We start from the raw sequence: 19,285 nt of genomic DNA, 5'->3' as shown, positions 1-19,285 counted from the left end.
TGCCTCCAGTTAGCGTCGCGCGATCGATGTGCGCGTCATTGGTCGGGCCAGCCGAGCTTGTCGCAGCGGCTCCGCATTTCGGGCGGTGTCGGCGTGGTGCCGGCCTGCAGATAACGCTCGTAATCCGCGCGCATCTGTGGCCGCATCGGGGCGGTGTGCGGATCGGGGTCCGGCTTGGCGAACACCTGCCGCACCGCCCACTGATTGAATCCCGCGAGCCGGCCAAGCGTCTGTCCGTAGTCGGCCGCGAGGGTCGCCATGTTGCGTTCGTTCTTCGAAATGCGCGCGTCGAACATGTCGACCTGATCGGAAAACCCTTCCTGCGCGGCCACTTCCCGCGTGCTCGCGTTCTTGTTGCGGATCAGGTTTTCCTTGCACAGCACGTTGTAGCCGCGGGTGGCGCCGATCACGAGGTTCTGAATCGCCTGCTGGTCGATGACCATCGCCTTGATCAGATAGAGGCTCACCGCGAGCAGCACGCATGCGGACAAGAGCACGTACTTCCACGTGTCCCTGTCCAGGTCGTCGAGCGTTTTTCGAAACTGTGCGCAACCCTGAAAGCGTTCGGCGGGGTCGGCGCGAAGCGCGCGTCGCACGGCGTCGGCGACACCCTTGCGGAGTTTCGGATTGAACTCGCGCGGATCCGGAGCGGGCCGCGCGAGCTGCTGCGCCTCGACGGTCTCGAACGAATCGCCCGGGAACGGCAGGCGGCCGGTCAGCGCCTCGAACAGCACGACACCGGCTGAATAGACGTCGGAGCGGTGATCGATGGACGCGCTGTTCCTGAGCTGTTCCGGGCTCATGTAAGCCGGTGTGCCGACGACGTGCCGATCTTGCCCCCACGCGGTGCCGCCCGCCTGCATCGCGATGCCGAAGTCGGTGAGCCGCGCGCGGCCGGAGCGGTCGACGAGCACGTTGGACGGCTTGACGTCGCGATGCAGGATCGCGAGGCGGTGCGCGCAATCGAGTCCGGCCAGCATGCCCTTCACGATCGGCAACGCCTGCTTTTCAGGCAGTCCCTTCCCGCCGGTCTTGTCGATCAGCTCGCTGAGCGGTTTGCCGTCGACGTATTCGAGGACGAGGAAATAGTCTTCGTCGATGTGGAAGTAGTCGATCATCTGTACGATATGCGCGTGATCGAGCTGGGCCTGCTGCCGTGCTTCGTCATAGAAGTGCTGGCGGAAGCTCGCGTCATGCGTGAACCCGCGCTTCAGGACTTTGACCGCGTAGCGCTTCTCCCGGATTTCGGCGTTCGTCGCGAGATACACGCGCCCCATTGCGCCCTCGCCGAGCAGCGCGTTGATCAACAGGTTGCCGTGGATGGTCTGGCCGATCAGGCCGTCGTCGCGCATCGCTCACTCCTTCAGGCCGCTTGCATTCAGATAGACGGCGGTGCCCGCGCCTTCCGCCACCGGGCGTTGCGGCGCGAGGCCGCGCCCGTCGAAGCGCACGCCGCGCGGCGTGCTCAGGTAGCCCGTGGTCAAGATCAGCGCGGAGCCGTCGGCAAGCGGCAGGATGTCCTGGCGGCTGCCTTTGCCGGCGCTCGTGCGGCCGATCGACGTCGCGCGCGCGTTGTCGGTCAGCGCGCCGATGAACAGTTCCGCGGCGCTCGCCGTGTGTTCGTCCTGCCACAGGAAAACGGGCTGAGCGAGCCGCAGTCCGTCGATGGTGCTCGCATACCGTTGCGCGCCGTCGCGCCGGCTGACGGTGACGATAGTCTGGCCCTTGCTCAGAAACAGCATCGCGGTGTCGATGGCCGCATAGAAGTCGCCGCCGCCGCAGCCGCGCAGGTCGATCACGACAGGCGCCGGAATGCCGCGCGCGAGCATCGATTCGATCGCGCCGCGGGTCGAGGCCGTGAAGCTCGACAGACTGATGACACGCGCGCGGCCCGCTCTCGACTCGGATAGCGGCGGCTGCGCGACGGCTTCTCGCGTAACGCCGACGCGGCGCACGGCGCCGTTTTCGCCGGCGACCTCCAGCATCACCTGCGTGCCGGGCGGCCCTGCGACACGGGCGACGAGCACGGCGAGTGGCCTGCCACTGACCGGCACGCCGCCGATCGACACCAGGCGCTCACCGGCCTTGATGCCGGCGCGCGCGGCGGGCCCGTCCGGAAATGGATAGAGCAGGGTGCCGCCGTCGCGCCGGCGCTCCAGCTCGGCGCCGACACCCGTATAGGCGGGCTGTTGCGCGGCCTGGTAGGCCGCGTATTCGTCGCGCGTCAAAAAACCTGAGTAGGGATCGCGGGCGGCCAGATACGCGGCTAGCGACTGTTCGGCGATCGCGCTCTCGTCGCCGGTGTCGAAGGCGGCGCGCGCGCCGATCTGCGCCAACGCTTGCGCGTAGAGTCGCAACGCCGCGTCACACTGCCCATCCTTCGCGCAGTCGACCGGACACGACGCCGGCATCTCGGCCGGCGCTGATGAATGGACGAGTGGAGTGATGAGCATCGCGAGCAGCACGGCCTTGTTCATGTCATTCATTGCGCGGCGACGCGGCGCTCATTCGGCGTTGGCGAGATTGTCGAGCCGCTTGCGGATCTCATCCTTCAGCGCGTTGATCTGCGCGCGCGTTTGATCGTCGTCGGGACTCTTGTTGCGCTTGAGCGCATCCAGTTGCGCGCGGTATTGCGCGAGCTCGGCGCGCGCCTGCGCGGTCTTCTGCCGCTCCTGCGCATTGGTCGCCGCGAGCTGGTCGTTGCGCTTTTGCAGCGCTGCGAGCCGGCGGTCCAGCTCGTCGCTCGTCATCTTCTGGTTCGCAAGGTCGGCGCTCAATTGCTTCATCTGGTTGTGCAGGTCCGCCTGCAGCCGTTCTTCGTCGGCGAGCTCGGCTTCCTTCGCGTTCACTCGCTGCTGCGTGGACTGCACGTCTTGGTACTGGCTGATCACCGTGCAGCCGGCGCCGCATAACGCGGCAGCGGTCACGAGAGCGCGCGGGACGGGATGGCTGTGCATTGCGGCACCTTTCAGTGAGTGGGCGAACGGCGTCAGATCCGCGCACGCTGGCTTGCAAGCACGGCGGTCTGCTGCTTCGTCTCGGCGAGCAGGACCTGCTGACGCTGCAGCTCCTGCGTGAGCTGCTGATCCTGAAAATTCTTCTGTGCCTGGAGCTTGCGCATCAGGTCGATCGAATCCTGCTGCGCGGTGATCGAGTCGTGCGCATTCTTCAACTTCTTGTCGAGATCCGAACGCTCCTTCGCAAGAGCCTGTTCGTCGATCGTCTTCTGCTGGATCTGCGTGACGACGGTGTCCGTGTGCTGGGTGATCGTCACGAGATCCTTCTTCATGCCCTCGTTGTATGCGGCAGCGTCCGCATTCACCCCCTTGATGTAGCGAAGCCGCGCGTCGAGGTCGTTTTCGTGGCCCGCCAGCTCCTTGCGACGCTTGTCGAGATTCGCGGACAGGCTATAGCACAGCACGCCGCCACCCAAGGCGGCCACGCCGCCGACCGCGGCGCAGGTTGCGTCGCTGCCGCCCGCGAGCTTGCAGGCGACGAACCCGATGCCGGCGCCGGCCGCGCCGCACTCGAGCGAGGCGGTCTGTTGCTGGGTGGCGCACGCCGAGGTCAGCAGCGTCAGCGCCGTCACCATGAGCCATTTGTTCATCACGTGTTCTCCTCGTCCTCAGTTCTTGTCACGGCGCGGGCTATCCGAGCGCCATCAGCGCGATCAGCGCAATCGCGACCGCGGCGATCAGCGCGATCGACGCGGCCAACCACCACCGTGAGCGCGGCCGGTTCGCAGCGGTGGCCGAGGCGTCGAGCAGCCGCGAAAATTCCGCGCAGCCGGCCACGCGCAGGGCCGGATCTTTCGCCAGTGCCTGCATGATGAGCGCGCTCACCGGAGCGGGAATCGATGCTTCGCGCCGCCGCGGCGGCATCGGCTCGTCGCGCAGGTGCGCGGCGAGCACGGCGGTGCGCGCCGAGTCCGGGCCAGCCTCCGGTGCGACGAAGGGCGGCTGGCCGGTCAGCGTTTCGTAGAGCACGCAGCCCATGCTGTAGACATCCGACCGAAAGTCGATCGCCTCCGCGCGGATCTGCTCCGGGCTCATGTACGCATTGGTGCCGACCGACACGCCCGCGCGTGTGCGGCGCTTTTCGCCGATGCCGAGCGCGATGCCGAAATCGGACAGCCAGGCATGCTGATGCCGCTCGTCGAGGAGGATGTTCGACGGCTTGACGTCGCGATGCACGATGCCCTTGCGATGTGCATAGTCGAGCGCGGCGAGCACGTCCTTGACGAGCGGCAGCGCGGCGCTCATCGGCAGCCGGCGGCCCGGGCTCGCATCGAGCGCCGTCGCGAGCGATCCGCCGGGCACGAGGTCCATCACCATGCATGGCATGCCGCCCACGCTGAACACATCCCGCACCGCGACGATATTCGGGTGACGCAGTTGCGCATGGCGCTTCACCTCGTCGATGAAGCGCGCGGTGATCTGCTCATCGTCGGCGAACATTTCGACCATGACCTTGATCGCGACCTGTTGTCCGTTCCTGTCGTCCCGCGCGCGCCAGACGCTGGCCATGCCGCCGGCGCCAAGCAGATCGTCGACGACATACGGCCCGACGCGCTGTCCGGGACGCAAGCTCATACGTGTCTAGCGGACCCTCGACGGGTCGCGTCCGCTCGGCTCGTCGTAGGGCTCGTCGTGCCGCGCGGGTCCCGCTGCTGCGCCGCTTGCGTCCGCTTCGATCTTTCTGAGCAGCCAGATGGTCGCACCGGTCCTGATCTTCGCGCCGTCCTTCAACTCGACGCCGTGACTCTCGACGAACCGTTCGTCGACGAACGTGCCGTTCGTGCTCTGCCGGTCGAACAGCTCGTAGCGCCCGGCGCGGCAGAGAATCACCGCGTGTTCGTTGGACATCGTGCTGTCCGCATGCAGCAGCACGTCGCACGGTCTGCCGCCCTCGCTTTCGACATAGCCCTTGCCGATCACATTGCGGCCCTCGAAGAGCACGAAAAGATCGCCCTGGCCGTTCCACGTGAACGTGACGAGCACGCCGGTGATCCTGCGGCGCGGCGCGGCGCGCTGCGTGACGGGCGGCTCGCTGTCTTCGCCGGTGTCGACCCGGGTGCCGGGATGGCCGGATCGCGGTTCGTCGTTGGACGAAATCATGGTGTCGCGCGGCATGGTGGGACTCCTCTCGATGTTTTCACTGAAGGACTGCGACATGGCATCCGCCGCGCTGCGTTCCTGCTGACGGCTTTCGGCCTCGCAGCGCGGGCAGCTGGTCCAGCTCGGGTCCATCGGGTGTCCTTTCGGACAGGTGTGCCCGTTGCCGCTTGTTCCGGCCGCGGTGTGACGTCCGCCGCCGAAGCGCCGCGCGATGGAAGACCAGATTGACTTGTCGCTCATGAATCAACTCCCTGCTGGATCGGGACCGTCCGCGACCGGCGGATGCGGCGCGGACTCCGGTCCAGGCTGCGGTGCCGGCTGTGATGCCGGTTGCGTGCCGGCCGCGGATGCGGCGTCCGCCACGGCCGCCTCGCGTTGCGCACGCGCGGTATGCGATGGGCCGCCTACGTGGCGACGCCCTGCCAACGGCGCGGCGCCTTCCTTCTTGCCGGTTGCCGAGGGCGGCTTTTGCGCGTGCGGCGTCACCGGTGGACTGGAAGCATTCGCGCGGGAACCGCTCCCGCCGAGCTGGTCGAGTCTCGTGCGGATAGCCGCGAGTTCCTGCTTCGTCGATTCGTAACGCTCATCGGCAACCTTCCGGTCTTGCTGCACTTCGCTTCTGAGTGCGACCGTGTTCGCCGCGGTCTCGCGCTCGGACTCGAGCTGTGTCGGCAGCGACGCTAGCCATCCCGCGCCCAGTACCCCAACGAGCGCAGCGGGCGCGGCAATCGCAGCGGCGCCCGGCGTGAACCGTGCGCGCAACCGCCGCCACGGCGCAAGCACATGGACGCGGTCGCGCCGGACCACTTGAACCGTAACGTTGTCCGCGCCGCCGCGCTCGAGCGCGAGCCTGACGAGTTCGTCGGCAAGCTCCTGCGGCGTGCGATCGCTGCGCATGATCGCGGCGATGTCCGCATCGCCGATATAGCCGCACAAGCCGTCGGAGCAGAGCAGGCACGTTTCGCCCGCGCGCACGCGCAACCACTGGCCGACTTCCACCTCCACCTGCGGAGCGTGCCCGATGGCTCGCTCCAGAATGCCCGCATCCGGATGGGTCGCGGCCTGTGCGTCCGTCAGCAAGCCCGTATCGACCAACCTCTGGATTCGGCTGTGATCTTTCGTCAAACGCTGCAATGCGCCGCTACGGGTGAGCAGATAGGCGCGGCTGTCGCCCACATGCGCGAGCATCAAGCGCCAGCCCGCGATGAGCATGACCACCGCCGTCGTGCCCATGCCGCGCGTCGCCGGGTCTCCCGAGTGACTGCGCGCATACACCGCCGCGTTCGCGTCGGCAAATGCGCTTCTCAGCACCGCTTCCACCGACGCAAGCGACGTGAGCGTTTCGAAATGCCGCTGCAGCACCTGCACCGCCAGCTCGGCGGCGATACCGCCACCGGCGTGGCCGCCCATGCCGTCGAGCACGATGAACACGTCCGCCACCGGCGTGCGCACCCAGCTCATGCGATCCTGGTTTTCGGTTCGCACGTAGCCGGTCTCCGAGCGCTGTCCCACCGACCATCGATTCGTCCCGCGGGTTGCCGTCATACCGTCGCCGCTGCGTGTCGACCGCGTGCGTGCCGTGCTACGGCACCCTGTGTCTGTCGCCGTTGCGACGGGGCGCCGGAGCGTCTTCGTTCGCATCGCGCAGTTCGAATGAGGTATGGCCAAACCGGATGTCGTCGCCGGCGACCAGCATGCTCGGGGTCTGCGACACGCGCGTGCCGTTCAGGAACGTGCCGTTCGTCGACGACAGGTCGGCCAGATAGAGCCCGCCTGCTTCGTAGCGGATCGTTGCGTGCCGGCGCGACACGTAGTCGTCGCCGGTGACAGCCAGTTCGCACTTTTCGTCGGAGCCGACGTGGATCATGGCGCGCTCGATCGGATACCGCTTGCCGCGCCAGTGACCCGAGCGGCCGATCAGCCAGGCCGCCGGCTCGCCTTGCCGCGGCGCAGGAAAGTCCGGGCTGATCTGCGTCTGCGCGCGCACCGGGCGCGTGCTGGCGGGGGGCGCGTCGATCGACTCGTCGACGATCTTCTCGGGCGGTGGTTTCTTCGTCCGGCGAAGCAGGAAGATCCACGCGAGCGCGGCTAAAAGTGCGAGCAGTGCGGCCGTCAGCGTGGTGAAGCGGATGCTGATCAGCGCAGACGAACCGGCAAGACGCTTTTTCAATGCGTCGAGCCACGACTCGTTCTCCGCGGGTGCCGCAGCTGCGGCCTGTGTGCTAGCGGGACGGATTGCGTTAGCCTCGGGTGCGGCAAGCGGCACCGTCACCGGCACGCTTGCTGTGCTCGCCCCTGCGACTGCGTATTGCAGCATCGCGGCGCCGGCCGGTGTCTTGGCGCTCGACGCCGGATAGTCGAACCGCAATCTGAAGGCCGGCAGCGGCTTCGTGCCGAGGTCGTCTCTGATCGCATCGGACAGTTGCGCGTCTGTCTGCGCGAGCACGAACTTGCCACCCGTCGCGCGCGACAACGCTGCGAGCGAACCCGACGACGCCGGAGCCAGCTTGCCGTAGCCGATCGAATCAATGGGATAGCCGCGCATTTTCGCATCGTTGACGAGATTGTCGAGCGCGATCGAGCTGCCTTCGTCCTTGCCGTCCGATATGACGAGCAGGCTTCCCGCGTGCACGCCGGGATCGTCCTTCAACCGGTTGATCGCGAGGATGATCGCGTCGTAAAGCAGCGTCTTGCCGTCCGGACCGTGTTCGGCCTGGATCCCGTCAAGCGCACGCTTCACTTGCGCCGGGTCGTTCGACAGAGGCTGCAACTGCTTCGATACCGTCGTGCCGAACGACAGCAGCGACGCACGCAGATCGGGCCGCGGCGAGGCAAACGCGTCCCGCAGCGCAGCCTTCATCGACGGCACCACGAGCCTCATCGAGCCGCTGCGGTCGACGCAGAGGATCGTGGTCGTTGCGAGGTCCGCGGACGCGTCGGTGACGGGCGTGACTTCCTTCGCGGTGAAGTCCTGCGCACCGGGCGCGGCGGTCGGGAACAGAAGATGGAACGCGGTGGTGGGCGGCTGATTGTCGGCGGTGCGAACCGTCGCGATTACGGAGCCCGGTTTCACCTCAGCCAGCGACACGATCTGCAGACTGGCTGCGAATGCGCTGCAGCCAGCAACGAAGAGCGCCCCGGCAACGGCTGCGCGAATGTGGCGCAACCATGCAGCCGCCCCGCATGCGGTGTGTGCATTGGGTTCGACGGACATTGCCAACCCTTTCCTGTCACCACTCAACGGAGAGCGCCCGGCACTCCGGCATCGCATTCAGTGCCGGCGGCAGAGGTGTTTATTGAGTGTGTGCTACGTAACGTCATTGTCTATAAAACGAAACACATTCCGCATTTCTGAAATAGGTTTAGACACGGGCTTTGTGTTTGTCAAGCGGACTACATGAATTCGATAGGCGCTGCGTGGAGGAGATGACGCATGCGAGCGCATGGGTGTCTGGAATTCAAATGGAAATTGGGGGCGAATATCGCGTCAAGCGTCCTACCTGCGGGAGTCGGACGAGCACCGGGAATACATCGGCGTCCTTGACATCGAGGATCGCATGCTCTATCCATAAAAGGCCATGAAGTCTGCATTCAACGTCGGAAATTAACGGCGGAAATTAACGGCGTAACGGCGAAAAATCCCTTAATACATCTTTTGTTCCCCTCTGAATCAGCCTGTGGTAATTCGTTAATCGAATCGGCCGCTTGCGATCTTGCGCGGTCCGTGTCCGCAGGAACTGAGGTGGCGAGGAAAGCCACGAGGTACATGGCTCATGATTGACGACCTCGACAAGACACTCGCGGCCTTGCTCAGACGGGAGTTGGCGCCAGGCCTTTCCGAGCAGATCCAGGTCAGCTTCGAGGCTCCGGACGATCGCTTTCCTCCTCAGTCCGTCACTACGCCCGCTATCGATCTGTTTCTCTACGACGTTCGCGAAAATCTCGAGCTGCGCAGCAACGACGTGATGCTCGACCATCATGCGGACGGCACCGCGCAGCGCCGCCGGATGCCGGTTCGCGTCGACGCGTCGTACCTGATCACGGCATGGCCGCGCGAAGGGCTCGCGAATCCCGCCGAAGACGAACATCGCCTGCTCGGTGAAGTGATGCGCGCATTGCTGAGGTATCGAACGATTCCGCAGGACTTGCTGCGCGGCAGTCTTGTCGCGAGCGATCTGCCGCTGCCCGTCAGCGCATTGCAGCCCGGACGCCTGCAAAGCCTCGGCGAGTTCTGGCAGGCGATGGGCGGTAAGCCGAAGGCCGCGATCAACTACACCGTCACGCTTTCCGTCGATGTCGCCGTGCCCGAGGAGGTGCGGCTCGTCACGGAAAGAATCTTTCATTTCGAGTCCGTGCTGGGCAGACGTGTGGCGGGTTGAAAACGTCGGATTGAACAACCGTTTTAGCGGATATGACAGAAAGGGGACGTCTCTATGTCAAGCGCTACTTATCTTGCCCCTGGCGTGTATGTGGAAGAAGTCCCGTCCGCACAACAGCCGATCGCGGGAGTGGGAACGAACGTCGTCGGGTTCATCGGCATCGTGCCGCCGAAGATCTATGTTCCCGTGCCGAATCCGGACTACGATCCCGTCGCCGCGCGCGCGGCAGCGGAACTGGCCGAGCTGCGAGCGGCGGGCCCGGGACAGCCCGGCGATGCCGCAGCGAGGGCGCGCGCCGCGGAAGCGGCGGCGGCCAACCTCGCGGTTTTGCGCAACACCGAGGACAGCCTAAACCGCGAGTTGACGGATCTGAAGACGCAGCTTGACGCAGCGCAGACGGCGGTCAATTCCGCGCAAAGCGCACTGGATGCAGCGAATACGGCGGAGCAGAACGCGACCACCGCGTTCGAAGCGGCGACGGACGCGAACCGGGCGGAACTGCAGCAGGCGCTCGAAGATGCAAGCGCCAAGCAGCAAAGGGCGCAGAGGGCGCAGACGCAGGCGGTACAGAAGTTCAATCGGCTCGACGCCGCGGTGAACGCGAAAGCGGCCGAGCTGACCAGTCTCAGGGCGAGCATCGCCGGAACGACGCCGCCGGCCGGCGGCGCCGCACCCGCCCCTGCGCCGGACGCCGCGCCGGCCAAGCTCGTCGAGCAAGAGGACGACACGTACGAGGACATCAAGCAAGACGATACGCTGCTCGCGCGCTCGATCCTGAGGCCGTTCATCCTGCAGGAGTTCACGCTGAAGGTGGAGAGCCTCGATACGAAGCTGTGCACCAACTTCACCGAGTACGCGCAGCGCTTCGGCACCTTCTCCGCATACAAGGACACGCCGGACTTGCCGTACGACAATCCCGACCTCTGGACCTTCAGCCCAATGCACCCGGGGCATCACGCATTGACGCACGCGGTCAACGGCTTCTTCAAGAACGGCGGAACGAAGGCCTTTGTCTGCCGCATCGACAGAGAGGAACAGCTCGAAGACGCTCTCGAGAACTTCAAGTCGATCGACGAACTCGCGATCATCGCGATACCGGGTTTGCCGAAGTCGGCGGACAACTGGGAGGCGTTGATGACGCACGTCGAGAATCGCGAGAACTGCTTCGCGATACTCGACAGCCAGCAGGTCGTGAACGACGGCGACGACAACGACCTGGACGTGCAGCAGCTGAACTACACGAGCGCCGGCGAGAATGCCGCACTGCCGCGTCCGTGCAAGAACGCGGCATTCTATTTTCCGCACATCGAGGTCATCGACCCGGCGAAGCTGCTGCAGGACGGCGACGTGGCGCGCAAGGTGAATCCGAAATATCGAGGCCGAACCTATGTGGCGCCGAGCGGACACCTCGCCGGCATCTATGCGCGCACCGACACCGAGCGCGGCGTGCACAAGGCGCCGGCCAATTGCGTGATACGCGGCGCGATCGAGGTCAAGTACTACGTCAGCAAGCCGGTGCAGGAACTGCTTAACCCGCAGGGCGTCAACGCGATCCGGATCATGAACAACGCGGTGACGGTTTGGGGCGCGCGCACGATCGGCGGCGACGCGAACAGCGAGTGGAAGTATGTGAGCGTACGCCGGCTCTTTCTGTTTCTGCAGAAGTCGATCGAAGAGGGCACGCAGTGGATCGTCTTCGAGCCGAACGACGAAGCGCTGTGGGGCAAGATCCGCCTGAATGTTTCCGCGTTCCTGACCAACGTGTGGCGCAGCGGCGCGCTCTTCGGCGCGACGCCGGAAGAGGCGTTCTATGTGAAATGCGACGCGGAACTCAATCCGCCGGAAGTGCGCGATCTGGGCCAGGTGATCACGGAGATCGGCGTCGCGATCGTGCGGCCGGCCGAGTTCGTGATCTTCCGGATCACGCAATCCACCGGGGCCCCGCGCACTTGAGCGTGCCTGAGCGAACCGGCAAGCGATGAAGACGCGACAGCCCCCGCACGGAACCGGCGCCTACCGGACGCCGGGTCTCTACTTCGACTGGCGCGCAGGCGAGGTAGAGGTGCCCCCGGCGGCGAGCAGCGGCGTGCCGCTGTTCGTGGGGCTGACTGGGGGCGGCAATGTGCGGGCGGAGGGTCCCGCGCTTTACCGCTTCACGCGCTGGCAGCAGTTCGAACAGGCTTTTGCGGCCGACGGCGTGAGCGCCCTGCTGGCGTGCGCGGTACGCGGCTTCTTCGAGAACGGCGGGCGGCTGTGCTACTTGAAGCCGGCGGATGCCGACGCGCCCGCGACGCCCGACGGACAGAAGTTGGCCGACGCGATCGCCGCGCCGTTCGAACCTCGCGGGATGCTCGACGACCTCGAGGACATCGATCTCGTCTGCGTGCCCGACATCATGAGGCCGGAGATCGCGCAGTCGTCCGCGCGCGTGTTCGATCTGCAGGCGCGGGTGGTCGAATACTGCGCACGCATGGGTGAGCGCTTCGCGATTCTGGACGCGTACGCGGGCAACCCGGCCAACGTAACCGAGCACGGGGCCGATGCGATGCTCATCGACTCGATCGGCCAATGGCAGACGCTGCCGCCCAACTACGGCGCGATCTACTTTCCATGGATCCGCGTGGTGGATCATCGCGCGAGCAGTCGTACTTCGTCCGGCCTGCTCGTGCCGCCGTGCGGTCACGTCGCAGGCGTCTATGCGCGCAGCGACCGCCGCGACGGCGTGCACAAGCCGCCCGCGAACGAGGTGCTGGAGGGCGCGCTCGACCTCGGCTACGTGATAGGGGACAGCGAACAGGCGCTGCTCAACGACGCGGGCGTCAACTGTCTGCGTGAATCGCGCGGCTGGGGCATACGCGTATGGGGCGCGCGCACGCTGAGCGACCGACCCGCATGGCGGTACGTGAATGTGACGCGCGTGATGCTCGCGCTCACGCGCTGGCTCGAATACAACATGCGCGATCTGGTATTCGAACCGAACGGCGTTCCGCTCTGGACATTGACCGCAGAGCGCCTGAAGCGCTACTGCAGCGAACTGTTCCGGCGCGGCGCCTTGAAGGGCGACAGCGAGGCCGACGCCTACTTCGTGAAGTGCGACGCCGAAACCAACGCGCAGTTCAGCCGCGACAGCGGCATCGTGGTGGCCGAGGTAGGGCTCGCGCCCGCGGCGCCGAGCGAATTCGTCATCGTCAGGATCACACAGAGCGCCAGCGGCGTGAACATCACGGTACCGACAGCCTGGCAATAAGGAGAAGCAATCATGGCAACCGGAAAACGCACAGACCCGTTTCGCGGATTCAAGTTCAGGGTGTCGATCGGCGGCATCCAACGGGCGGGTTTTCGTGAAGTGTCAGGGCTCGATGCGTCGACCGATCCGGTCGACTATCGCGAAGGCGACGACAAGACCCTGACGACTCGCAAGCTGCCCGGCCTGAAGAAGTTCTCGAACATCACCCTGAAACGCGGCATCACCGACGACAAGGACCTGTGGAACTGGCGCAAGCAGGTGATGGACGGCAAGATCAATAATGCCCGGAAGAACGGCTCGATCATTCTGATGGACGACGAAGGCAACGACGTCGCGCAATGGGATTTCGTCGAGGCATGGCCCGTCAAATGGACCGGCCCGACGTTCAACGCGACTGCGAATGAAGTCGCGATCGACACGCTCGAGCTCGTGCACGAAGGTCTGGACCGCACGAAATGAGCATCGTGACCGAATTCGAATTCACGTTGCCGCATGGCTACGTGGATGCACAGGGGAATCTGCACCGCGAGGGCATGATGCGGCTCGCGACCGCGAACGACGAGATCGCGCCGATGAAGGACTCGCGCGTGCAGTCCAATCCCGGCTATCTCGCGATCATCCTGCTGTCGCGCGTGGTGACGCGCTTGGGCGAGCTGCCGCAGGTCAACCCGCGCGTGATCGAGGAAATGTTCGCTGCGGACTTCGCGCATCTGGAGGAGCTGTATCGGCGCATCAACGCGAATGGGCACAACCGGGTTCGCGTCACCTGCCCGCACTGCGAAAAGAAATTCGAAGTGGAGGTCGAAGAATCGGGGGAGCCATAGGCTACCCCCTCGACCAGCTTTACGAGGAGGTAGCCTATGTCGCGTATCACCTTCACTGGCCGCGCTCGCAACTGATGAAGCTTGACCATCTCGAGCGGCATCGCTGGGTCTCGGAGGTGGCGAAGATCAATCGAAGAATCAATGACGCACAGACCGATCCGATGGAGTAGTCCATGGCCGCCGCAACCAGCGCAAATCTTCCCTATGTCGCTTTCGTGTACACGGTCAAGCTCACGAAGGCCGGCGGAGGCGAGGACGGCGTGATTGCGGGCTTCAGCGAGGTGTCGGGCATCGCAGTGGAAATCGAGGTCGAGACACTACGGGAAGGCGGCGAGAACCGCTTCGAGCATCAGCTTGCCGGCCCGGCGAAGTATCCGTCGCGGCTCGTGCTGAAGCGCGGTCTCGGCGACTCGCGCTATCTCTGGTCCTGGTATCAGAAAGTGATGCAAGGCCAGATCGAGAGGCAAGACGTGACCGTCACGCTCAACGATCCGACGCATGGCGAGCCGCTCAGCTGGACGTTTCATGATGCCTGTCCGGTCAAATGGACCGGTCCCGAGTTGCACGCGAGCAACTCCGCGGTCGCATTCGAAGCGATCGAGCTCGTTCATCGGGGAGTGCTGCCGTGAGCACCGGCAGTTCCGATCCGCGCGCGCTCGGCCATTCGATCTGGCAGAGGCACACCCACGCCGCGCTCAATGCGGGCGTGCGTACGCGTGAGATCGGCGCAGCGGTCTATCAACGGCACGCGGACTTCGTCGCTTCCGCATGGCGCCGGATGTCGGGCCGCGGCGCCGCGGACGATGCCGGAGAGTCACGACCGGTCGTGATCGGCCGGCGTATTCATGTCGATCGCGAGGCACCTGAGTCCGCGATGCCGGCAACGCGGCCGGTTGCGCGGGCGCGTGTGATTCCGCGAGACGGGGCGATTTCGCGCGAACGCGCAAGCGGTGGCGAGCATGCCGGCGCGGCGATCGGGACCTTGGGGGCGACTGACGACGCGCGACCAGCGAGCGTTGCGTCGACGGAGCGGATAGCAGGCGCTCCATCCGCAAGCTCCGGCGCGCATCGCGTCGAAAGCGCGCCGGTTGCCCGGACGGGCGAGCCAGTGCACGTCACGCGAGCGGGCCCTACCGTCGCGCGCGATGCAGGCGACTCAGTCAGCCCAATCAGTCCAGTTGGTTCACGCGATTCAAGCGAAATGGTCGAGGCGCCGCCTTCGCGGGCTGCGGATGCGCACACAGGCGGCGCGGCGTCCACTGTGCGCAAGGTTGGCGACGTCGTCGATATCCGCGACGTAGGAAACGATGGAAGTGGCGCACCCTCTGCGACACCTATGCTCACTCGCGAACGACTGCCGGATCGCCCGCTTGCCGATACGCCGACGATTCGCGGGCTGCCCGCCGCGCATGCGCGGGGTGCGGACGGATCCGCCAGGTCGAAATCGGTCGATACGCCGCCATTCGCGGTCATGCGTGCGCCTGCGAGGAACTCGCCGCACTCAGCCGGTACAACCGCTGTGCCCGGCACGGCATGGCAGCACGCGTCGGCAACGGCAGCGTTGCCGGCTGTTCTCGCCCGCGTGCCGCGCATGGCGTCGGCGCCGAAGCCGCTGGTGGTGGCGTTGCATCGGTGGCTCGGCGATGTGGGTGGGGCAGCGGGTCCGGCAACCGGACCCCGGGTACGACAACCACACGCCATGACGCGAAGCGTCGACTTCGCAGCTGCCGGTCGTATCGGCACTTTCACGCGCGCCGGGAGGGAGGTGCGCACGGATCACGTCACACTGTCTCGATCGATAACGCTACCCGGGAACACCACCGGCGATGCCGCCTCTCGAACGCCGGCTGCCGAAGCCCGGTTCGACGGCATGGCGATGCGCGAGGCTGGCGCGTCGATGCCGGGGGAAGGCGTGCGAAGCGCAACCGGCGGGCCGGATCTCAATCGCGACGCGGTCGACGCAGAACCCGTGCAGCGCGTGTCGAGTGCGATGGCAATGCCGGTCGTGGCCGCGCGGGCCGAAAGCGAGAGCGCGAGCGATGCTCGCACCGAGCCTGCAGCGGTTGTGCTGCCGGCGGAACCTTCGCCTACTGAGCGAACCGTGGACAGCGTGATGGATGCGAATGCGCGCTCCATCGTGCGGTGGTTGCGCGACACGAAGGCATCGGCTGGAGAACGCGCAGCGGCGGTCCACCGGGAGGCGGACCGCGCCGTCGTGGCGGGCGCCGCGACTATCGCCACGCGAACAGCGAACGATACCGGTCCGATCGTCGCGCGCGTGATCGCATCGCCCGGCGTGCGCGCCACCGGTCATTCCGGCGTCCGATCCGACGCGGACAGTGTCGCGCGTTCTGGCATGGCGGGCACGAGCGTGTCCGCGCCGGAGGTGCTCGCTCATGACGCTCATGACGCTCATGACGCGCATACCGCTCACGAGCCAACACATTCGCGAACAGTGCCCACGCCTGTGATCGCCCGGGCCCAAAGCGCGGTGCCGGTACAAACCGTAACGGCAGCGCAGACGCTGCACCGTGCACGGACCGGCAGTGAAGCACCGCCCGTGGCGACAGCATCCGCACACGTTACGTCGTCCCGCGAAATCCGGGCCTACAGCGATAACCCGTTGGCCACCGCTACACACGGCAAAGCTGCGATGGCACTAGCTCTCGGATCGGCGCAGGCACGACGCGATGCGTCGCTCGTGTCGCCATCGCCAGAGGGCAGCACGGTTCAGCGACGCGAGGCCGGCGGCCACCACGGCAGCGTCGCGCTCCCCGACTTTGCCCTCGCTCCCGCGCATGCCGGTGAACCGAGCATGCCTGCGGTTGCTCCCGCGCGGGTCGCGCCATCTGCGCATGCAACCGCTGTCCGACGCGGCGACACCCGCATGCCGGATATCCTGCGGGTCTTGGCGTCTGCGGGGCCTGTCGCCGTGCCCTCGGCTGCAGTGCCCGAAGCCGTGCAATCGCAGGCTAGCTCCGTGATGCGCAGCAGCGGCGTTCACGCGCGGCCGGGCGCGGCCACCTCGCAAGGCGTGTCACGCAGCGAAGCGGCCGAGCCATCGGAAGTGGAGCGCGTCGCTGACGAGTACGGCGTCGTGCCGGCCGCCCTCCAGCGTGCGGCCACGCCGCCGGGCGCCCAGCCGGCCGCGCTCCCCGCAGCGCCGGGTGCGCCGCATGCCGGAGGCCGTGCGGACGACGTGAACGAGCTGGCCGAACGCGTATGGCAGATCATTCAGGACAGGCTCGCGTCAGAGCGTGAACGGCGAGGGTATGCATCATGGCCTTGAACAAAATGGTGATCCTCGTCGAGCTGCCCGGCGAGCAAATGCAGTTCAGCGAGTCCGACGAGCGATTCCGGATCGTCGCGATGTTCAACCCGAAGACCCTCAGCATCGCCAGGCAGGCGCAATGGCAGCAGCAGAAGGCGTCCAAGCGCGACAGTCCGGAGCTGCAGTACACGAGCGGGCAGCCGGCCACGCTCAGCGTCGAGCTGTTCTTCGACACCTATGACAACGAGAGGCCTGCCGGCAGCAAGCAGAGCGTCTTCACGGTGTACATGAGCAAGCTGCTCGAGCTGACGACCGTACGCAGCGAAAAGCACCGGCCGCCGGTATGCCGGATCAGCTGGGGCAGCCAGAGCATTTTTTTTCAGGGCGTGCTGCAGCAGCTGGACCAGCAGTACACGATGTTCATGGACGACGGCACGCCCGTGCGCGGCACGGCCAAGTGCACGTTCACGCAATGGCGCAGCAATGAGAGCGACCTGAAGAAGCAGAACCTGATGTCGTCGGACGTCGTGAAGATGTGGACCGTGAGGCGCGGCCAGACGCTCGCCAGCATCGCCGCCACCGAGTATCGCGATCCGCGCTGCTGGCGCCGGATCGCCGACGCGAACGGCATCGACGATCCGCTTGCGCTGCAACCGGGCGTGACGCTGATATTGCCGGCGCTGCGCATACCGTCGAAGGCGGGCTCGCGATGAACGCACGCAGCGATTTCGACACGCTCGCACCCGAGTTCGCGCTGAAGATCAACGGCGCGGCACTGCCGACCGCCGCGGCCGCCGATCTGATCTCGATCGTCGTGCTCGACGACGTCGACGCGATGGGCATGTTCACGTTCTCGCTCACCTGTGTGAACACCGAGGACATGAAGGTCAAGTGGATCGACGACGATCTCTTTCGCGAAGGCAATCCGGTCGAGATCGAAATGGGCTACCGCGATAACCGCCGCATCCTGTTCAGCGGCGAGATCACCGGGCTGGAGCCCACGTTTCCGGAGGGCGGGCCGCCGACGCTCACGGTGCGCGGCTACGACCGCCGGCACCGGTTGATGCGCGAGCGCAAGACGCGCTCGTACACGAACGTGAAGGACAGCGATATCGCCGCACAGCTCGCGGGCGGGGCGGGACTCAGGCCCGAGGTCGAAGACACGAAGGTCGTGCTGCCGTATGTGCTGCAACACAATCAGACCGATCTGGAGTTCCTGCTGAATCGCGCGGCTCGCATCGACCACGAAGTGGTCGTCGACGGCCACGCGCTGATCTATCGGCCGCGCAAGGTGAAGGACAGCGAGACGCTCACCTTGAGACGCGAAATCGAGTTGCTCGAGTTCCGTCCGCGGATGACGACGATGGGTCAGGTACAGACGCTCGTCGTGCGCGGCTGGAACCCGAAGAGCAAAGAGGAGATCGTCTCGCACGCGGGCGTCGGCGACGAACCCACACTGATGAAAGGCAAGTCGTCCGGCCCCGCGAGCGTGCAGCGAATCTTCGGCAGCACGGGCAGCACGGTGGTGCGCATGCCGGTGCAAAGCCAGGAGGAAGCCGATCTGGTTGCGAAGCAGCGTTTCGCGCAGATGGCGCTCGGCTACATCCACGCGGACGGCGTCTGTATCGGCGAGCCGCACCTGCGGGCCGGCATCGTCGTGAAGATCGAAGGGCTCGGCGAGCGCTTCAGCGGGCTCTACTACGTGAGCGCGACCGAGCAGAGCTTTTCGATCGCGACGGGTTACCGGACCCGCTTCGCGGCAAGGAGGAATGCGACATGATGCACGACGACCTGCTGCGCAGTCTGCTCGCGCGCGCCGATGCGGACGGCCGCTATTACGGCGTGGTGGTCGGCGTCGTCACCAACAACCGCGATCCTGATGGCATGCATCGCGTGAAGGTCCGCTTCCCGTGGCTCAGCCGGGACGACGAGAGCAACTGGGCCCGCGTCGCGACGGTGATGGCGGGCAACGGCCGCGGTGCCTATTTCCTGCCGGAGGTCGACGATGAAGTGCTGGTCGCGTTCGAGCACGGCAGCGTCGAGCAGCCGTTCGTGATCGGCTCGGTGTGGAACGGCAAGGACGTCGCGCACGAGTCGAATGCGGACGGCAACAACGACAACCGCAGCATCAAGTCGCGTAGCGGCCACGTCGTGCGGCTGTGCGATCGCGCGGGGCAGGAAAGCATCGAGATCGTGGACAAGACGGGGCACAACCGAATCGTGATTACGGCGTCCGGCAACACGATATCAATCGAGGCGCAGGGCGATATCGCGATCCGCTCGCAGACCGGCAAGCTGTCGATCGAAGCCGTCGGTGTCGAGATCGATTCGAAGGCCGGCGTGCAGATCAAGGCGGCCGAGACGGTCGAGGTGACGGCCACCGCGCAGATGAATCTGAAAGCGGCGTTGATCAACCTGAATTGACACAGGCGGCCGGGCCGCGAGGG

The 19,285-nt window shown here is 65.8% G+C and carries 19 protein-coding genes; 11 read left to right on the top strand and 8 right to left on the bottom strand.

Annotation, left to right across the window (positions count from 1 at the left end; genetic code table 11):
* Positions 1-35: 35 nt before the first annotated feature.
* From FAZ95_RS11945 to FAZ95_RS11910, 8 genes are read right to left on the bottom strand one after another with little or no spacing between them, the layout of a single operon-like run.
* Positions 36-1,352: a serine/threonine protein kinase gene (locus FAZ95_RS11945; RefSeq protein ID WP_137332648.1), complete on the bottom strand. Its 1,317-nt coding sequence runs from the start codon at positions 1,350-1,352 to the stop codon at positions 36-38.
* 3 nt (positions 1,353-1,355) lie between these two features.
* A complete protein-coding gene (locus FAZ95_RS11940; protein ID WP_137332647.1) occupies positions 1,356-2,486 on the bottom strand; it encodes a S41 family peptidase in 1,131 nt (376 codons plus the stop codon).
* Between the two features lie 18 nt (positions 2,487-2,504).
* Entirely contained in the window at positions 2,505-2,957 is a 453-nt protein-coding gene (locus tag FAZ95_RS11935) for a hypothetical protein (protein WP_137332646.1), read from the bottom strand.
* Positions 2,958-2,989: 32 nt separating this feature from the next.
* A complete protein-coding gene (locus FAZ95_RS11930; RefSeq protein WP_137332645.1) occupies positions 2,990-3,607 on the bottom strand; it encodes a hypothetical protein in 618 nt (205 codons plus the stop codon).
* Between the two features lie 40 nt (positions 3,608-3,647).
* Positions 3,648-4,592 (bottom strand): serine/threonine-protein kinase, encoded by a 945-nt coding sequence (locus FAZ95_RS11925; protein WP_137332644.1) that lies wholly within the window; start codon positions 4,590-4,592, stop codon positions 3,648-3,650.
* A 6-nt stretch (positions 4,593-4,598) separates the two neighbouring features.
* Positions 4,599-5,357, bottom strand: a complete 759-nt coding sequence (locus tag FAZ95_RS11920; protein ID WP_137332643.1) for an FHA domain-containing protein — start codon at positions 5,355-5,357, stop codon at positions 4,599-4,601.
* A gap of 3 nt (positions 5,358-5,360) precedes the next feature.
* Positions 5,361-6,662: a PP2C family protein-serine/threonine phosphatase gene (locus FAZ95_RS11915; RefSeq protein WP_175425574.1), complete on the bottom strand. Its 1,302-nt coding sequence runs from the start codon at positions 6,660-6,662 to the stop codon at positions 5,361-5,363.
* 37 nt (positions 6,663-6,699) lie between these two features.
* Entirely contained in the window at positions 6,700-8,331 is a 1,632-nt protein-coding gene (locus FAZ95_RS11910; protein WP_137332641.1) for an FHA domain-containing protein, read from the bottom strand.
* Between the two features lie 559 nt (positions 8,332-8,890).
* On the opposite strand from FAZ95_RS11910, the gene FAZ95_RS11905 reads away from it, so the two are divergent.
* Genes FAZ95_RS11905 through FAZ95_RS11860 form a run of 11 tightly spaced genes read left to right on the top strand, consistent with a single transcriptional unit; the run spans position 8,891 to position 19,262 of the window.
* Entirely contained in the window at positions 8,891-9,496 is a 606-nt protein-coding gene (locus FAZ95_RS11905) for a Pvc16 family protein (RefSeq protein WP_137332640.1), read from the top strand.
* Positions 9,497-9,550: 54 nt separating this feature from the next.
* The gene (locus tag FAZ95_RS39750) at positions 9,551-11,449 is read left to right on the top strand and encodes a phage tail sheath C-terminal domain-containing protein (protein WP_217497393.1); all 1,899 of its coding nucleotides are present in this window, start codon (positions 9,551-9,553) and stop codon (positions 11,447-11,449) included.
* A 25-nt stretch (positions 11,450-11,474) separates the two neighbouring features.
* Positions 11,475-12,743, top strand: coding sequence for a phage tail sheath family protein (locus FAZ95_RS11895; RefSeq protein ID WP_137332639.1), 1,269 nt, complete (start codon positions 11,475-11,477; stop codon positions 12,741-12,743).
* 12 nt (positions 12,744-12,755) lie between these two features.
* Positions 12,756-13,202, top strand: coding sequence for a phage tail protein (locus FAZ95_RS11890; RefSeq protein ID WP_137332638.1), 447 nt, complete (start codon positions 12,756-12,758; stop codon positions 13,200-13,202).
* On the top strand, positions 13,199-13,567 hold the full coding sequence (locus FAZ95_RS11885; protein WP_137332637.1) for a phage tail assembly protein: 369 nt from the start codon (positions 13,199-13,201) through the stop codon (positions 13,565-13,567). The genes FAZ95_RS11890 and FAZ95_RS11885 overlap by 4 nt, the downstream gene beginning before the upstream one ends.
* Positions 13,510-13,737: a DUF6760 family protein gene (locus FAZ95_RS40690; RefSeq protein ID WP_367872632.1), complete on the top strand. Its 228-nt coding sequence runs from the start codon at positions 13,510-13,512 to the stop codon at positions 13,735-13,737. Before FAZ95_RS11885 ends, FAZ95_RS40690 begins: the two co-directional genes overlap by 58 nt.
* 3 nt (positions 13,738-13,740) lie before the next feature.
* A complete protein-coding gene (locus FAZ95_RS11880) occupies positions 13,741-14,196 on the top strand; it encodes a phage tail protein (protein ID WP_137332636.1) in 456 nt (151 codons plus the stop codon).
* On the top strand, positions 14,193-16,856 hold the full coding sequence (locus FAZ95_RS11875; RefSeq protein WP_137332635.1) for a hypothetical protein: 2,664 nt from the start codon (positions 14,193-14,195) through the stop codon (positions 16,854-16,856). Before FAZ95_RS11880 ends, FAZ95_RS11875 begins: the two co-directional genes overlap by 4 nt.
* A complete protein-coding gene (locus FAZ95_RS11870; protein ID WP_137332634.1) occupies positions 16,847-17,551 on the top strand; it encodes a CIS tube protein in 705 nt (234 codons plus the stop codon). Before FAZ95_RS11875 ends, FAZ95_RS11870 begins: the two co-directional genes overlap by 10 nt.
* Positions 17,548-18,618, top strand: coding sequence for a phage late control D family protein (locus FAZ95_RS11865; RefSeq protein ID WP_137332633.1), 1,071 nt, complete (start codon positions 17,548-17,550; stop codon positions 18,616-18,618). Before FAZ95_RS11870 ends, FAZ95_RS11865 begins: the two co-directional genes overlap by 4 nt.
* Positions 18,615-19,262, top strand: a complete 648-nt coding sequence (locus FAZ95_RS11860) for a phage baseplate assembly protein V (protein ID WP_137332632.1) — start codon at positions 18,615-18,617, stop codon at positions 19,260-19,262. The genes FAZ95_RS11865 and FAZ95_RS11860 overlap by 4 nt, the downstream gene beginning before the upstream one ends.
* Positions 19,263-19,285: the final 23 nt, after the last annotated feature.

Origin of the sequence: Trinickia violacea (assembly GCF_005280735.1) — a bacterium.
Classification (GTDB): Bacteria; Pseudomonadota; Gammaproteobacteria; order Burkholderiales; family Burkholderiaceae; genus Trinickia_A; species Trinickia_A violacea.
The sequence above is the reverse complement of the archived record's forward strand: the minus strand, read 5'-3'. Positions and strand labels throughout refer to the sequence as shown.

What these genes read in the sequence shown, in the direction of transcription:
- FAZ95_RS11945 (WP_137332648.1), bottom strand. Translation starts at nt 1,352, where the DNA reads ATGCGCGACGACGGCCTGATCGGCCAGACCATCCACGGCAACCTGTTG.
- FAZ95_RS11940 (WP_137332647.1), bottom strand. Translation starts at nt 2,486, where the DNA reads ATGAATGACATGAACAAGGCCGTGCTGCTCGCGATGCTCATCACTCCA.
- FAZ95_RS11935 (WP_137332646.1), bottom strand. Translation starts at nt 2,957, where the DNA reads ATGCACAGCCATCCCGTCCCGCGCGCTCTCGTGACCGCTGCCGCGTTA.
- FAZ95_RS11930 (WP_137332645.1), bottom strand. Translation starts at nt 3,607, where the DNA reads ATGAACAAATGGCTCATGGTGACGGCGCTGACGCTGCTGACCTCGGCG.
- FAZ95_RS11925 (WP_137332644.1), bottom strand. Translation starts at nt 4,592, where the DNA reads ATGAGCTTGCGTCCCGGACAGCGCGTCGGGCCGTATGTCGTCGACGAT.
- FAZ95_RS11920 (WP_137332643.1), bottom strand. Translation starts at nt 5,357, where the DNA reads ATGAGCGACAAGTCAATCTGGTCTTCCATCGCGCGGCGCTTCGGCGGC.
- FAZ95_RS11915 (WP_175425574.1), bottom strand. Translation starts at nt 6,662, where the DNA reads ATGACGGCAACCCGCGGGACGAATCGATGGTCGGTGGGACAGCGCTCG.
- FAZ95_RS11910 (WP_137332641.1), bottom strand. Translation starts at nt 8,331, where the DNA reads ATGTCCGTCGAACCCAATGCACACACCGCATGCGGGGCGGCTGCATGG.
- FAZ95_RS11905 (WP_137332640.1), top strand. Translation starts at nt 8,891, where the DNA reads ATGATTGACGACCTCGACAAGACACTCGCGGCCTTGCTCAGACGGGAG.
- FAZ95_RS39750 (WP_217497393.1), top strand. Translation starts at nt 9,551, where the DNA reads ATGTCAAGCGCTACTTATCTTGCCCCTGGCGTGTATGTGGAAGAAGTC.
- FAZ95_RS11895 (WP_137332639.1), top strand. Translation starts at nt 11,475, where the DNA reads ATGAAGACGCGACAGCCCCCGCACGGAACCGGCGCCTACCGGACGCCG.
- FAZ95_RS11890 (WP_137332638.1), top strand. Translation starts at nt 12,756, where the DNA reads ATGGCAACCGGAAAACGCACAGACCCGTTTCGCGGATTCAAGTTCAGG.
- FAZ95_RS11885 (WP_137332637.1), top strand. Translation starts at nt 13,199, where the DNA reads ATGAGCATCGTGACCGAATTCGAATTCACGTTGCCGCATGGCTACGTG.
- FAZ95_RS11880 (WP_137332636.1), top strand. Translation starts at nt 13,741, where the DNA reads ATGGCCGCCGCAACCAGCGCAAATCTTCCCTATGTCGCTTTCGTGTAC.
- FAZ95_RS11870 (WP_137332634.1), top strand. Translation starts at nt 16,847, where the DNA reads ATGGCCTTGAACAAAATGGTGATCCTCGTCGAGCTGCCCGGCGAGCAA.
- FAZ95_RS11865 (WP_137332633.1), top strand. Translation starts at nt 17,548, where the DNA reads ATGAACGCACGCAGCGATTTCGACACGCTCGCACCCGAGTTCGCGCTG.
- FAZ95_RS11860 (WP_137332632.1), top strand. Translation starts at nt 18,615, where the DNA reads ATGATGCACGACGACCTGCTGCGCAGTCTGCTCGCGCGCGCCGATGCG.